Genomic DNA, 15,068 nt, shown 5'->3' with positions numbered 1-15,068 from the left:
TATGTGTAAAACAGAACTAAATTCACTAGGTAAATTATTCATCTAACTTTTTTTGGGGAGTACTGTTATGAAGATTTTTTAATTTCCTTAAATGAGTAGTAAGAATACAAATAAGGAAATTCTTTGTTGTCTTAAAGTGGCTTCCTTTTGTCTTTAGAAAACACCTCTAAGTATGGTAAAATAGTAGGAGAATAATGTGAGGAAAATGAATGTCAAATAGTTTTGAAATTTTGATGAATCAACTGGGGATGCCTGCTGAAATGAGACAGGCTCCTGCTTTAGCACAGGCCGATATTGAGCGAGTTGTGGTTCATAAAATTAGTAAGGTATGGGAGTTTCATTTCGTATTTTCTAATATTTTACCGATTGAAATCTTTTTAGAATTAAAGAAAGGTTTGAGGGAAGAATTTTCTAAGACAGGGAATAAAGCAATTTTTGAAATCAAGGCTCTGTCTCAAGAATTTTCAAATCAACTCTTGCAGTCCTACTATAGGGAGGCTTTCTCTGAAGGCCCATGTACTAGTCAAGGTTTTAAATCTCTTTATCAGAATTTGCAAGTTCGTGCTGAGGGAAATCAACTCTTTATTGAGGGTTCTGAGGCGATTGATAAGGAACATTTTAAGAAGAATCATCTTCCTAATTTAGCCAAACAACTTGAAAAGTTTGGTTTTCCAACTTTTACTTGTCAAGTAGAGAAAAATGATGTGCTGACCCAAGAGCAGGAAGAGGCCTTTCATGCTGAAAATGAGCAGATTGTTCAAGCTGCCAATGAGGAAGCGCTCCGTGCTATAGAACAACTAGAACAGATGGCACCTCCTCCAGCAGAAGAGAAACCAGCCTTTGATTTTCAAGCCAAAAAAGCTGCAGCTAAACCCAAGCTAGATAAGGCAGAGATTACTCCTATGATCGAAGTGACGACGGAGGAAAATCGTCTAGTCTTCGAAGGGGTTGTTTTTGATGTGGAGCAAAAAGTGACCAGAACAGGGCGTGTTTTGATCAACTTTAAAATGACGGACTACACTTCAAGTTTTTCGATGCAAAAGTGGGTTAAGAACGAGGAAGAGGCTCAGAAGTTTGATCTAATTAAGAAAAATTCTTGGCTCCGAGTTCGTGGGAATGTGGAGATGAATAACTTCACACGCGATTTGACGATGAACGTGCAGGATGTGCAGGAAGTTGTTCACTATGAGCGGAAGGATTTAATGCCAGAAGGAGAACGGCGGGTTGAGTTTCATGCTCATACTAACATGTCGACCATGGATGCTCTCCCAGAGGTTGAAGAAATCGTTGCGACAGCTGCTAAGTGGGGACACAAAGCAGTTGCTATCACTGACCACGGGAATGTTCAATCCTTCCCACACGGCTATAAAGCGGCTAAGAAAGCAGGAATCCAGCTAATTTATGGTATGGAAGCCAATATCGTGGAGGACCGTGTCCCTATCGTCTACAACGAAGTGGAGATGGACTTATCAGAAGCTACCTACGTGGTCTTTGACGTGGAAACGACGGGGCTTTCAGCTATCTATAATGATTTGATTCAGGTTGCGGCCTCTAAGATGTACAAGGGGAATGTTATTGCCGAATTTGATGAATTTATCAATCCTGGACATCCCTTGTCAGCTTTTACTACTGAGTTGACTGGAATTACAGATGACCATGTCAAAAATGCCAAACCACTGGAACAAGTTTTGCAAGAATTCCAAGAATTCTGCAAGGATACGGTCTTAGTTGCCCACAATGCTACCTTTGACGTTGGATTTATGAATGCCAACTATGAGCGTCATGGTCTGCCAAAGATTAGTCAGCCAGTTATTGATACGCTGGAGTTTGCTAGAAATCTCTATCCTGAGTATAAACGTCATGGTTTGGGGCCTTTGACCAAGCGTTTTGGTGTGGCTTTGGAACATCACCACATGGCCAACTACGATGCGGAAGCGACTGGTCGTCTGCTCTTTATCTTTATCAAAGAGGTGGCAGAAAAACATGGTGTGACCGATCTAGCTAGACTCAACATTGATTTGATTAGTCCAGATTCTTATAAAAAAGCTCGGATCAAGCATGCGACCATCTATGTCAAGAATCAGGTGGGGCTAAAAAATATCTTTAAGCTGGTTTCCTTGTCTGATACTAAGTACTTTGAAGGAGTGCCACGGATTCCGAGAACAGTTCTAGATGCCCATCGGGAAGGTTTGATTTTAGGTTCAGCTTGCTCTGAAGGTGAAGTTTTTGATGCAGTCGTTTCCCAAGGTGTGGATGAGGCGGTTGAGGTGGCCAAGTATTATGACTTTATCGAGGTTATGCCACCAGCTATCTATGCTCCCTTGATTGCTAAGGAGCAGGTCAAGGATATGGAGGAACTCCAGACCATTATCAAGAGTTTGATAGAGGTTGGAGACCGCCTTGGCAAGCCCGTTCTGGCTACGGGAAATGTCCACTATATCGAACCGGAAGAAGAAATTTATCGTGAAATTATCGTCCGTAGTTTAGGACAGGGGGCTATGATTAACCGGACTATTGGTCATGGCGAACATGCCCAACCAGCACCACTTCCCAAGGCTCATTTTAGAACGACCAATGAAATGTTGGATGAATTTGCCTTCTTGGGAGAGGAACTGGCACGTAAACTGGTTATTGAAAACACCAATGCCTTGGCAGAAACCTTTGAACCTGTTGAAGTTGTAAAAGGTGACTTGTACACGCCTTTCATCGACAAGGCTGAAGAAACAGTTGCTGAGTTGACCTATAAGAAAGCTTTTGAGATTTATGGAAATCCACTGCCAGATATTGTCGATTTGCGGATTGAAAAAGAATTAACTTCTATTCTGGGGAATGGATTTGCCGTGATTTATCTGGCTTCCCAGATGCTGGTGCAACGTTCCAATGAACGGGGTTACTTGGTAGGTTCTCGAGGATCTGTCGGATCTAGTTTCGTTGCGACCATGATTGGGATTACAGAGGTCAATCCTCTCTCTCCTCACTATGTCTGTGGTCAGTGTCAGTACAGTGAGTTTATCACGGATGGTTCTTATGGTTCAGGTTTTGATATGCCCAATAAGGACTGTCCGAACTGTGGTCACAAACTCAGCAAAAATGGGCAGGATATTCCGTTTGAGACCTTCCTTGGTTTTGATGGAGATAAGGTTCCCGATATTGACTTGAACTTCTCGGGAGAAGATCAACCTAGCGCCCACTTGGATGTGCGTGATATCTTTGGTGAGGAATATGCCTTCCGTGCAGGAACGGTTGGTACGGTGGCTGCCAAGACCGCTTATGGATTTGTCAAGGGCTATGAGCGAGATTATGGCAAGTTTTATCGTGATGCAGAGGTGGAACGTCTAGCCCAGGGAGCTGCTGGTGTCAAACGAACGACAGGACAACACCCAGGGGGAATCGTTGTTATTCCTAACTACATGGATGTCTATGATTTTACGCCTGTCCAGTATCCAGCAGATGACGTGACGGCTGAATGGCAGACCACTCACTTTAACTTCCATGATATCGATGAGAACGTCCTCAAACTTGATGTACTGGGACATGATGATCCGACAATGATTCGGAAACTTCAAGATTTATCTGGGATTGATCCTAATGAAATCCCAATGGATGATGAGGGAGTTATGGCTCTCTTTTCTGGGACTGATGTGCTAGGAGTGACACCTGAGCAAATCGGAACGCCTACGGGCATGCTGGGGATTCCTGAGTTTGGGACCAACTTTGTCCGAGGGATGGTCGATGAAACCCATCCGACGACTTTTGCAGAATTGCTTCAGTTGTCAGGGTTGTCCCACGGTACCGACGTTTGGCTGGGCAATGCTCAAGATCTGATTAAGCAAGGGATTGCTGACCTATCAACCGTTATCGGTTGTCGAGACGACATCATGGTTTACCTCATGCATGCTGGTCTGGAACCTAAGATGGCCTTTACCATCATGGAACGGGTACGTAAGGGCTTGTGGCTCAAGATTTCCGAAGAGGAACGCAATGGCTACATTGAAGCCATGAAGGCTAATAAGGTGCCAGAGTGGTATATCGAGTCCTGTGGGAAAATTAAGTATATGTTCCCTAAGGCCCATGCGGCAGCCTACGTTATGATGGCCTTGCGAGTAGCTTACTTCAAGGTTCATCATCCCATTTATTACTACTGTGCTTATTTCTCAATCCGTGCTAAGGCTTTTGATATCAAGACCATGGGGGCGGGCTTGGAGGCTATCAAGCGCAGAATGGAAGAAATCTCTGAAAAACGGAAGAACAATGAAGCCTCTAATGTGGAGATCGATCTCTATACAACTCTTGAGATTGTCAATGAGATGTGGGAGCGTGGCTTCAAGTTTGGGAAGTTAGACCTCTACCGTAGTGATGCGACTGAATTCATCATTGACGGAGATACACTGATTCCACCATTTGTCGCTATGGATGGTCTGGGAGAGAACGTTGCTAAGCAGTTGGTGCGAGCGCGTGAAGAGGGAGAATTCCTCTCTAAAACAGAACTCCGCAAACGTGGTGGACTCTCATCAACCTTGGTTGAAAAGATGGATGAAATGGGGATTCTTGGAAATATGCCAGAGGATAACCAGTTGAGTTTGTTTGATGAGTTGTTTTAAAAAATTGCTTATTTTGATCAAGTGGACAAAATATGTCCACTTGATTTGTTATAATTCTCTTAAAAATAATAGAAAAGAGAGTATAATATGGTGGATCAAGGAATTTTAAATTCTAACGTGTCAATTGAAGAGCAAATTTACAATTTTGAAAAAGGCTTGAAAGATGATGGGAGTGATTGGACTGGATTCCCACAAATAGACTTAAAAGAAGATTCTCAATGTATTTACATTTGCGGTATTTCAGAGACTGACAGATGGCATTTGTTTTATACGTTAACTAAAATAAAACCTGCTACTCCAATAGCATCACTTGGATATTATCGAGTGAGAGATAATTTGATTTTTTCTAAACATAGTCAATGGATAAAACTGCAAATGGAGCATACAGAGTATGACTTGATTTTTCTGGAGGGAGTTCAATTTTTGGGAGAGGCTGATCAAAGGGTACAGGAATACTGGATGCAGCAATTCAAAGAGAATAAGAAAAGAAACAAACTCTTCATTGTATATTCAGACTGCTTACCCGAAGACTTAAAAAATATGGCTGAATCCGTAGTTGAGTTCTTCGAATCTGGCATAGTGGTACAGTTGAAATCACCTAAGGGCTAGTTTATTTTGCTTTAATCGTTTTGAATATAAAGTGCAAAGTTAGAGGTTAAAATGATGAACAATACAGGATTAGATAACAAATATCAATTAAAAAATTTTCTAGAAAAAGATGGTAATGATTTAGCAAAGAAAGGGGCCGTAGCTGTAGTAGAAAACTTAGGGTTACAATATAATCCCCTTTATATTTATGGGGAATCGGGTTCAGGCAAAACACATCTCCTTCAAGCTATTGGGAATAAGGTGCTTGAGAACAATCCAGAAAAACGAGTAAAATACATTTCTGCCGAAAACTTATTGGAAAATGAGTTAGAAATACAAAAAGTTAGAAGTGAGGAGTTTGATCTCCTAATTGTAGATGATATTCAGGTATTGGGAGAAAAAGATGATATGATTCAAGAAAAATTTTTTAATCTATTTAATTCTCAACATATTAAGAATAAGCAAATTGTTTTATCTGGTGATTCTGAACCAGATCAGTTGAAAAATGTTCAATCTCGTTTAATTGTGCGTTTTAAGTGGGGGATGACAGCGTGTTTAACATCGCTTGAAAAATAATAAGAAGGACTGAAAATGAATGATCAAGAGAGACTACTAACGATTTTTTTACGTTTACAGTTAGGTACTTCATTTGAAAAAAAGCAATTGGCTCAGGAATTTGAGGTTAGTGAAAAGACTATACAGAGAGATTTTTCGCTACTCCGTGATATTTTATCTAGTAACACCAGTTATAGTGGAGATTTTCTTTATAACCGTAAGACGAATAAGTATTGTTTAGCAAGTAAGTCAGTTTTTAATAAAAAGGATATTCTCGTTATTTCAAAGATTTTATTGGAAAATCGAGCACTGAACAGACCAGAAATTGATAGCTTACTAAAAAATTTGCTGGTTTTAGTTCCTCGTGATGACCAAAAAGAAATTGAGCAGATTATTGGCAGTGAAAAGCTGAACTATGCTCCCTTAACGGATCAACAAAATAGAATAGAGAAAATTTGGAATTTATCAGAAGCTATTTTGCATGAACAGGTTCTAGATATTATCTATCAAAAACCTTATTCTGAATCTTCTAAGAGGCAGACTGTTTTGCCAGTCTCTCTTTACTATGATAATCATTATTTCTATCTGGTTGTTTACCAGTTGAAACATGCTACTTATATTACTTTAAGAGTAGACCGTATCCAGTCCTGGTCTTTTAGTGGTATAGAGAAACCTTCTATTTCTTATCGAGATAAATTTAGAGATGGTGATATTCGTAACGAGAGAGTGGATGCTTTTATCGGGAAGAAAATCAGTATTGAAATCGAGTACTTGTACGATCCGACGATTGTGATGGATCAATTTCCAAATGCAAAAATAGTTGGGAAAAATGGCGATTGGACTCATTTTCAGTTTGAAAGTCAGCATACACCGGGGCTTAAACGCTGGTTGCTGGGGCAAGGAGAAGCGGTTACTGTTTTGTCTCCTCGGATTTTAGTAGAGGATATGAAGCAAACAGTTCAAGAAATGATAGATAAATATAGATGAGGGTAAAATGACTATTCAATTTACTTCTAAAAAGGTTGGAGAACTATTGAAAGAAGGGAATTTGCGAATTCCTTCTTATCAAAGACCATATAAATGGAACAGAAAACATATCCGTAATCTTTTTTATGATTTACGAGATGCTATGGGGAAAAAGGAATATCAGATTGGTTCTGTTATCTTGCATGAAAATGATGGAAATGATAGATACTTAGATATTGTCGATGGACAGCAACGGCTAATTTCTATTTCCTTGTTTCTTCATTTATTAGATGATTTAGAGAATTATAAGGGTGCTAATCAACTGCTGAGTGCTGCTGAATTTGGAGAGCTATCTTGCTATCATGCGAGTGAAAATTATAATGAGTGGGAAAATTTGACTCAATTGGTTGGTGAAAATCAGGCAAAAGATATTTGCAACTTTTTATTGGAAAATTGTTCTGTCTCCGTGATTACTATGCCACAGAAACGATTATCTGAAGCCTTTCAGTTATTTGATTCTCAGAATAATCGTGGAAAATCTTTAGAACCTCATGATTTGCTCAAAGCCTACCATCTTCGCAAGGAAGATTCAGAGGATGAAAAGATTGTTGAAAAGTGGGAGCAATTTGTAGAAGATAAAGATTTAAGTCTCAAAGAGTTGTTTGATAAACATCTTTTCCGTATGAGACGTTGGTCGCGCGGAGAGACAGGATTAACAAACAAACGTTATGGATCTTATCTGCGTTTTACAGAGGATTTTATTGACGATTTTAAAGGCGTTGATTTGAATCAGAACTTTCCGTATCTAGAATTGTATCGTCATATTGAAAATCTCACCATGTCTATTACTATGCCAATCATTGATGGAAGTAAATTTTTTGAGTATATTGAATCTGCTCATGAAACTATTAAAAATCATAAAGATTTTTTAAATGAAAAGTTACGAGTCTCCAATGAGTCAGAGGGAGAAGAAAAAAATCTAACTTACCCAGAAGGTATGTTAAACATTTACAATAGCTCCAAAGGACGCTATCTCAAGTGTCACAATATATTCCTAAATATTTGCTCGCTTTTTGCTGAGAGATTTGGAAAAGATGAGCTATCAAAGGAGATAGTAGAGACTTTGTTTATTTGGTCTTATTACCCTAGAGTTAAGTCTAAAGCAATATATGACGCAACGGTAGGGAAATACGCTGCTGGTGGAAGTTTTAGACAAAAAGAGGCTCAAAAGCTATTTCAACTTTTATCTCATGCTGTCACTCCGAATGATTTCATGATTAAGATAGATAGAGGGCTATTTGAAAATTATACTGTGGACAAGATTATAGAAGAGGAAAAAGATAAATGGTAGAAACACATATAAGCTTATCAGTTAATCGTTTATTAAATGAAGATACCTATGCTATTCCTCTATATCAGAGAAATTTTGCTTGGACTTATGATGAAATTGAACAATTGTTGAACGATGTGGCGGATGCTTTTCAAGAAAATAGAGACAATTACTATAAAAATAGAGACAATTACTATATTGGAACATTAGTCGTTAATAAAGAGAATGGCATTTTCAAAATCATAGATGGGCAACAACGGACAACAGCCCTTAATTTGATTGCCTTAGCTTTGAAGCATGAGTTTGGTTTTGATAGATTGAAAGCTGTCAATCTTACCTTCCCAGCTAGGCAGAAATCAAATAAAAATATTAAAGATTTATTTGCCAAGCAAGAAATTTCAGAGGACGATGAAAATGAGCTGACTAGAGGTTACAGATATGCTAAAGACGCATTGAAAAAAGTGCTAGAGGAGCGCCGTCTTGATCCTCAGTCTTTCGTTGATTATCTTTTTGAGAATGTCATCATTTTTCGGAGTATACTTCCTGAGGATTTAGATTTGAATCTTTATTTCGAACGTTTCAACTCTCGAGGCGAACAACTAGAGGCTCATGAGATTCTTAAGGAACAAATGATGTCTAAATTTGGTGAAGATCAAGAAATGGCACAAAAATTTGCGAGAATTTGGGATGCCTGTGCAGAGTTTGATAAGCCGGTAATAAAAACTTTTCAAATCCGAAGTAGACCAAACAATACTGATGAAGAGGGAGAGAAAATTTTTGGTAAAGAATTTACTAACTTCAAATTGGAAAGTGTATTTGAGAAAATAAGAGTAAAAAAAATTGAGCAACGAAGTTTACTAGATGCAATTACTCAGACAAAATATGAAAGTAGTAGCTTAGTAAATAATGGAGCAGATATTTCAAATTATACGACTGTAATTGATTTTCCAACATTTTTACTTCAAGTTTTTTTCATCATGGAAGGAAATGACGAAACTACATTTGATGATAAAAAATTATTGAAAATTTTTGAAATTGAACGACGAGATAGAGAATGGGTCCAACAATTTGGGCAACTACTTCTGACTATGAAGCATATATTTGATACGCTTATCGTAAAAAATGTCCAATTAGAAAATGAAACCGAATGGCAAATCAAACGAGGTCAGTATGAGACATATCAACGAAATGAAAATGGAGGATGGAAATATGTTCGAATTAATTTTCAAAAAAATACTTTTGACAATTTAAACAAAAATATTATCCTCCTTCAATCCATGTTTGCTGTGACCTTTACTGCTAATCGTGATAGTCGTTGGTTATATGAAATCTTGCAATTCTTGTTTAACCATATTGAAGAGTTAAATCAAGCAGAATTTGCTAGTCTCTTTAAGGAGTTTCTGGAAAAAATGGCAGTGAGATATGCTGAGGAAAGATTGTTTACCGAAGATAAAAGTATCAAAAAATATGGGGCAATTCCTGTTTATGCTTTTAACTTTGTAGATTATGTTTTATGGAAAAATCGTGAAGAATTGAAGAAAGATTACGATATTGAGTTTGGAGATTTTAAATTTGCTTATCGTCGTTCAATAGAGCATTGGTATCCTCAGAATCCAAATGGACATGATGGAGAGAGCCAATTACCTGCTGAGTTTTTACATTCCTTTGGCAACCTTTGTATTATTACCGATAGTCAGAACTCCAGGTTTGGCAACTCCTATCCAGAAGCTAAATTAAAACAATGGGAAAAAGAAGATATATTCCATCGCCAGAGTTTAAAATTACAGATGATGGCAGAGATAACTTCTAAAAAAAATAGATGGGATATTGGTGAGATTCAATCTATGGAAAAAGAAGTGGAAAGATATGTACAAAATTTTTGTAATAGCTAATTAAAACAAGCTTCAGTAAGCTTGTTTTTTAAAATACCAATATATGTGATATACTAGTAAGGGAGGATATTTCATGAAACTAAGAATTTTTGCGGAAGATAAGCCGGCTGAGAAGGTATTTGAATATCAATTAGAACTTGCTGATCAAACAATTCTTTTATCAACAGCACTCTTGTCAGGTGCCATTGCTTTAGCAGGATTATTTTCTGCTTTGAAAGAAAAATAAAAATAGAAAAGAGAAAATTACATGGTTTTACCAAATTTTAAAGAAAATCTAGAAAAATATGCGAAATTATTGGTTGCGAACGGAATCAATGTGCAACCTGGTCACACTTTGGCTCTCTCTATCGATGTGGAGCAACGCGAGTTGGCTCACTTAATCGTCAAAGAAGCTTATGCTTTGGGTGCGCATGAGGTGATCGTTCAGTGGACAGATGATGTCATTAACCGTGAGAAATTCCTCCATGCGCCGATGGAGCGTCTGGACAATGTGCCAGAATACAAGATTGCTGAGATGAACTATCTTTTGGAGAACAAGGCTAGCCGTCTTGGGGTTCGTTCTTCTGATCCGGGTGCCTTGAACGGAGTGGACGCTGACAAGCTTTCAGCTTCTGCTAAAGCTATGGGACTTGCTATGAAGCCAATGCGTATCGCAACTCAATCCAACAAGGTTAGCTGGACTGTAGCAGCTGCTGCTGGGCTTGAGTGGGCTAAGAAAGTCTTTCCAAATGCTGCGAGCGACGAGGAAGCAGTCGATCTCCTTTGGGACCAAATCTTCAAAACTTGCCGTGTTTACGAAGAAGATCCTGTTAAGGCTTGGGAAGAGCATGCGGCTATCCTCAAGAGCAAGGCAGATATGCTTAATAAAGAACAATTCTCAGCCCTTCACTACACAGCGCCAGGAACAGATTTGACACTTGGTTTGCCAAAGAACCACGTTTGGGAATCCGCTGGTGCTATAAATGCCCAGGGCGAAGGATTCTTGCCAAATATGCCGACAGAGGAAGTCTTCACAGCACCTGATTTTCGTCGTGCAGATGGTTATGTCACTTCTACAAAACCGCTTAGCTATAATGGAAATATCATTGAAGGTATTAAGGTGACCTTTAAAGATGGACAAATCGTAGATATCACTGCTGAGAAGGGTGATCAGGTCATGAAAGACCTTGTCTTTGAAAATGCGGGTGCGCGTGCCTTAGGTGAATGTGCCTTGGTGCCAGATCCAAGTCCAATTTCTCAGTCAGGTATCACCTTCTTTAACACCCTTTTCGACGAAAATGCATCAAACCACTTGGCTATCGGTGCAGCCTATGCGACTAGCGTAGTTGGTGGAGCGGATATGAGCGAAGAGGAGCTTGAAGCCGCGGGGCTTAACCGTTCAGATGTTCACGTAGACTTTATGATTGGTTCTAACCAAATGGATATCGATGGTATCCGTGAGGATGGGACACGTGTACCACTCTTCCGTAACGGAGATTGGGCAAATTAAGGAGATAATATGCTAGGAAGTATGTTCGTTGGTCTCCTAGTGGGATTTTTAGCAGGTACTCTGACCAATCGTGGAGAGCGAATGGGGTGTTTTGGAAAAATGTTTCTAGGCTGGATTGGTGCCTTTATAGGCCATTTGCTTTTTGGGACTTGGGGACCGATAATAGCAGGAACTGCCATTATTCCGGCAGTACTAGGTTCCATGATTGTCTTAGCGATTTTCTGGAGACGAGGAAGTTAATTTCTTAAATCTGATACTCAATGAAAATCAAAGAGCAAACTAGGAAACTAGCCGCAGGCTGCTCAAAGCACTGCTTTGCGGTTGTAGATAGAACTGACGAAGTCAGCTCAAAACACTGTTTTGAGGTTGCAGATAGAACTGACGAAGTCAGTAACATATATACGGCAAGGCGATGTTGACGCGGTTTGAAGAGATTTTTGAAGAGTATGAAACGAAAAGGAGGTTGGTCATTGTACCAGCCTCCTTTTGAGTATGATATAATAGTTCTATGAGATTAGATAAATTTTTAGTTGCCTGCGCTGTGGGAAGTCGGACTGAGGTCAAAAACTTGCTCAAGGCTGGGCGCGTGACGGTAAATGGTAAAAAAGAAAAGTCAGCAAAATTGCAGATTGATGAAGAAAGAGATGAGATTCGCTTTGATGGGCAAGTGTTGGAGTATGAAGAGTTTGTCTACTACATGATGAACAAGCCCCAAGGGGTTATTTCAGCGACTGAGGATCCCAAGCACAGAACCGTTCTGGACTTGCTGGATGATATTGCTCGGAGCAAGGAAGTTTTCCCAGTAGGACGCTTGGATATTGACACGCATGGTCTTTTGCTCTTGACTAATAACGGCAAGCTTGCCCATGCTCTTCTTTCGCCAAAGCGTCATGTGGATAAGACCTATCTGGCTCAGGTCAAGGGAATTATGACCCAAGAAGACGTAGAGACATTTGCCAAGGGCATTCCGCTCAAAGACTTTACCTGTCAGCCCGCTAGACTGGAGATTGTGTCCATAGATAAAGAAAAAAATCAAAGCCAAATTCGTGTGACCATTGCAGAAGGGAAGTTCCATCAGGTCAAGCGTATGGTGGGCTACTGTGGCAAGGAAGTAGTAGACTTGCAACGTTTGACTATGGGAACTTTAGTTTTAGATGAGAATTTGCAGCGAGGAGAATGGCGTCGCTTGACCAAGGAAGAATTAGAGATTCTCCTTGCAAGTATTGCTTAGTTTGATTTATATTAGAAAAAGGTGAGGGACAATGTCCTTGCCTTTTATGTTTTTCAGTTGCTTCCTTTGTGAAAAGAGTTATAATAGACTGTAGAATAAAAGGAGGAATCTATGAACGCGATTCAAGAATCATTTACTGATAAACTATTTGCCAATTATGAAGCAAATGTAAAATACCAAGCGATTGAAAATGCTGCCAGCCACAACGGAATTTTTGCAGCCCTTGAGCGTCGCCAAAGCCATGTAGACAACACCCCTGTTTTCTCATTGGATTTGACCAAGGACAAGGTCACTAACCAGAAAGCATCTGGTCGTTGCTGGATGTTTGCGGCTCTCAATACCTTCCGCCACAAACTTATCTCTCAATACAAACTGGAGAATTTTGAGTTGTCACAGGCCCACACATTCTTCTGGGACAAGTATGAGAAATCAAACTGGTTCTTGGAGCAAGTCATTGCGACTGCAGACCAAGACTTGACGAGTCGTAAGGTTAAATTCCTACTTCAAACTCCACAACAAGATGGCGGTCAATGGGATATGGTCGTTTCTCTCTTTGAGAAATACGGTGTCGTGCCTAAGTCAGTTTACCCTGAGTCTGTTTCATCTAGTAGCAGTCGTGAGCTAAATGCCATTCTCAACAAATTGCTTCGCCAAGATGCTCAAATTTTGCGTGACTTGCTTGCTTCTGGTGCAGACCAAGCGACTGTTCAAGCTAAGAAAGAAGACCTCTTGCAAGAAATCTTTAACTTTCTTGCTATGTCTTTAGGACTTCCACCACGTAAATTTGACTTTGCTTATCGCGATAAAGATAACAACTACCAAAGTGAAAAGGGCATTACACCACAAGAGTTTTACAAGAAATATGTCAATCTTCCTCTAGAAGACTACGTTTCTGTTATCAACGCCCCAACTGCTGACAAGCCTTACGGCCAATCTTACACAGTTGAGATGTTAGGAAATGTGGTTGGTAGCCGTGCGGTTCGTTACATCAACGTGCCGATGGAGCGCTTGAAAGAGTTGGCAATTGCTCAAATGCAAGCAGGTGAGACTGTTTGGTTTGGTTCTGATGTCGGCCAGCTCAGCAACCGTAAGGCTGGAATCCTTGCGACAGATGTTTATGACTTTGAATCAAGCATGGACATTAAACTCACTCAAGACAAGGCTGGACGTTTGGATTACAGCGAAAGCTTAATGACCCACGCCATGGTCTTGACAGGTGTTGATTTGGATGAAAATGGGAAGTCAACCAAGTGGAAGGTTGAAAACTCATGGGGAGACAAGGTTGGTACCGATGGTTACTTTGTTGCCTCAGACGCTTGGATGGACGAATACACTTACCAAATCGTTGTCCGTAAGGAATTGCTGACAGCAGAAGAACAAGCTGCCTATGAAGCAGAACCAATTGTACTCGCACCATGGGATCCAATGGGTGCCTTGGCCGAATAAAAGTATAGAAAAAAGGAATCAGATTTTAGAACCTGATTCCTTTTAAGTTGCTTGATTACATGATGTGAAGAACATGTGCCACAATACCCACTGCGAAGAGTGCAAGGATAATAGTGATTGGAGATACTTTTTTCTTAAGCAAGTACATGCAAAGGAGAGTAAGGAGTAGTCCTGATAGTCCAGGGATCAACATATCCAAGTTTTGTTGGAAAGTAGTAACTTTTTCAGGTGTTTGAGACAATCCTTGTCCTACTTGTGCGAATGCTTCTTGGATACCTTTAGATCCTTCTGGCAATTTATCCCAATGGATATAAGCTTTTTCATCTAGTTGAACTTTGGCAACATCGAAAGCAAATTTAATATTTACCCAACGTTGAACAAGGACAGCAAGAATGAACATACCAAGGATAGAAGCTCCTTTAGTGATGTCTTGAAGGATACCGCCAGACATATCTTTAGTGATTTCTGATCCAGCCTTGTATCCAATCTCTTGTGTATACCACAAGAATGACATACGAATCAAGTTCCAAAGAACGAAGAAGAGGATTGGACCTAAGATATTACCAGTAAGGGCAAGTGAAGCACCGAGTGATCCAAGGATTGGGCGTACTGTAAACCAGAATACTGGGTCACCGATACCAGCAAGAGGTCCCATCATACCGATTTTAACCCCTTGGATAGCAGCGTCATCAATTTCAACACCGTTAGCACGTTCTTCTTCAAGTGCAAGAGTAACCCCCATGATTGGAGCGGCTACGTATGGGTGAGTGTTGAAGAACTCAAGATGGCGTTCAAGAGCAGCTATTTGATCTTCTTTTTTAGTGTAGAGTTTTTTAAGAGCTGGAATTAATGAGTAAGCCCAACCCAAGTTTTGCATACGTTCATAGTTCCAAGAACCTTGTAAGAAAGTTGAACGCCACCAAACTTTTTTACGATCTGATTTAGTTAATTGAAGTTTTTCAGTCATGAT

General features: G+C 39.8%; 12 protein-coding genes. 11 read left to right on the top strand and 1 reads right to left on the bottom strand.

Going from position 1 to position 15,068, the window contains the following annotated elements; all coding sequences use genetic code 11:
• Window positions 1-209: 209 nt before the first annotated feature.
• The 11 genes from KUA57_RS06140 to pepC all read left to right on the top strand — a co-directional run bounded on the left by KUA57_RS06140 (window position 210) and on the right by pepC (window position 14,098).
• Window positions 210-4,601 (top strand): PolC-type DNA polymerase III, encoded by a 4,392-nt coding sequence (locus tag KUA57_RS06140; protein ID WP_218493867.1) that lies wholly within the window; start codon window positions 210-212, stop codon window positions 4,599-4,601.
• An 87-nt stretch (window positions 4,602-4,688) separates the two neighbouring features.
• Window positions 4,689-5,210: a DnaA ATPase domain-containing protein gene (locus KUA57_RS06135; protein WP_061864482.1), complete on the top strand. Its 522-nt coding sequence runs from the start codon at window positions 4,689-4,691 to the stop codon at window positions 5,208-5,210.
• A gap of 51 nt (window positions 5,211-5,261) precedes the next feature.
• The gene (locus KUA57_RS06130; protein WP_049510061.1) at window positions 5,262-5,765 is read left to right on the top strand and encodes a DnaA ATPase domain-containing protein; all 504 of its coding nucleotides are present in this window, start codon (window positions 5,262-5,264) and stop codon (window positions 5,763-5,765) included.
• Between the two features lie 15 nt (window positions 5,766-5,780).
• On the top strand, window positions 5,781-6,731 hold the full coding sequence (locus KUA57_RS06125) for a helix-turn-helix transcriptional regulator (RefSeq protein ID WP_218493866.1): 951 nt from the start codon (window positions 5,781-5,783) through the stop codon (window positions 6,729-6,731).
• A gap of 7 nt (window positions 6,732-6,738) precedes the next feature.
• The gene (locus KUA57_RS06120; RefSeq protein WP_061864483.1) at window positions 6,739-8,061 is read left to right on the top strand and encodes a DUF262 domain-containing protein; all 1,323 of its coding nucleotides are present in this window, start codon (window positions 6,739-6,741) and stop codon (window positions 8,059-8,061) included.
• Window positions 8,055-9,932: a DUF262 domain-containing protein gene (locus KUA57_RS06115; RefSeq protein WP_218493865.1), complete on the top strand. Its 1,878-nt coding sequence runs from the start codon at window positions 8,055-8,057 to the stop codon at window positions 9,930-9,932. The genes KUA57_RS06120 and KUA57_RS06115 overlap by 7 nt, the downstream gene beginning before the upstream one ends.
• A gap of 73 nt (window positions 9,933-10,005) precedes the next feature.
• Entirely contained in the window at window positions 10,006-10,158 is a 153-nt protein-coding gene (locus KUA57_RS06110; RefSeq protein ID WP_000776626.1) for a hypothetical protein, read from the top strand.
• Window positions 10,159-10,179: 21 nt separating this feature from the next.
• Window positions 10,180-11,421 carry an aminopeptidase gene (locus tag KUA57_RS06105; protein WP_218493864.1) on the top strand — a complete coding sequence of 414 codons (1,242 nt, stop codon included), beginning with the start codon at window positions 10,180-10,182 and terminating at the stop codon, window positions 11,419-11,421.
• A gap of 9 nt (window positions 11,422-11,430) precedes the next feature.
• Complete coding sequence (locus KUA57_RS06100) at window positions 11,431-11,661, top strand: GlsB/YeaQ/YmgE family stress response membrane protein (RefSeq protein WP_000901572.1); 231 nt, start codon at window positions 11,431-11,433, stop codon at window positions 11,659-11,661.
• A gap of 268 nt (window positions 11,662-11,929) precedes the next feature.
• Complete coding sequence (locus tag KUA57_RS06095) at window positions 11,930-12,652, top strand: pseudouridine synthase (RefSeq protein WP_218493863.1); 723 nt, start codon at window positions 11,930-11,932, stop codon at window positions 12,650-12,652.
• A 111-nt stretch (window positions 12,653-12,763) separates the two neighbouring features.
• Entirely contained in the window at window positions 12,764-14,098 is a 1,335-nt protein-coding gene (pepC, locus tag KUA57_RS06090; RefSeq protein ID WP_023947023.1) for an aminopeptidase C, read from the top strand.
• Between the two features lie 55 nt (window positions 14,099-14,153).
• Here pepC and KUA57_RS06085 read toward each other — a convergent pair whose 3' ends face one another.
• Complete coding sequence (locus KUA57_RS06085) at window positions 14,154-15,065, bottom strand: PTS system mannose/fructose/sorbose family transporter subunit IID (RefSeq protein WP_000136864.1); 912 nt, start codon at window positions 15,063-15,065, stop codon at window positions 14,154-14,156.
• Window positions 15,066-15,068 lie beyond the last annotated feature (3 nt).

Origin of the sequence: Streptococcus vulneris (assembly GCF_019218685.1) — a bacterium.
GTDB classification, from domain to species: Bacteria; Bacillota; Bacilli; order Lactobacillales; family Streptococcaceae; genus Streptococcus; species Streptococcus vulneris.
Note: the sequence above shows the minus strand (reverse complement) of the source record. Positions and strands in the feature narration are given on the sequence as shown.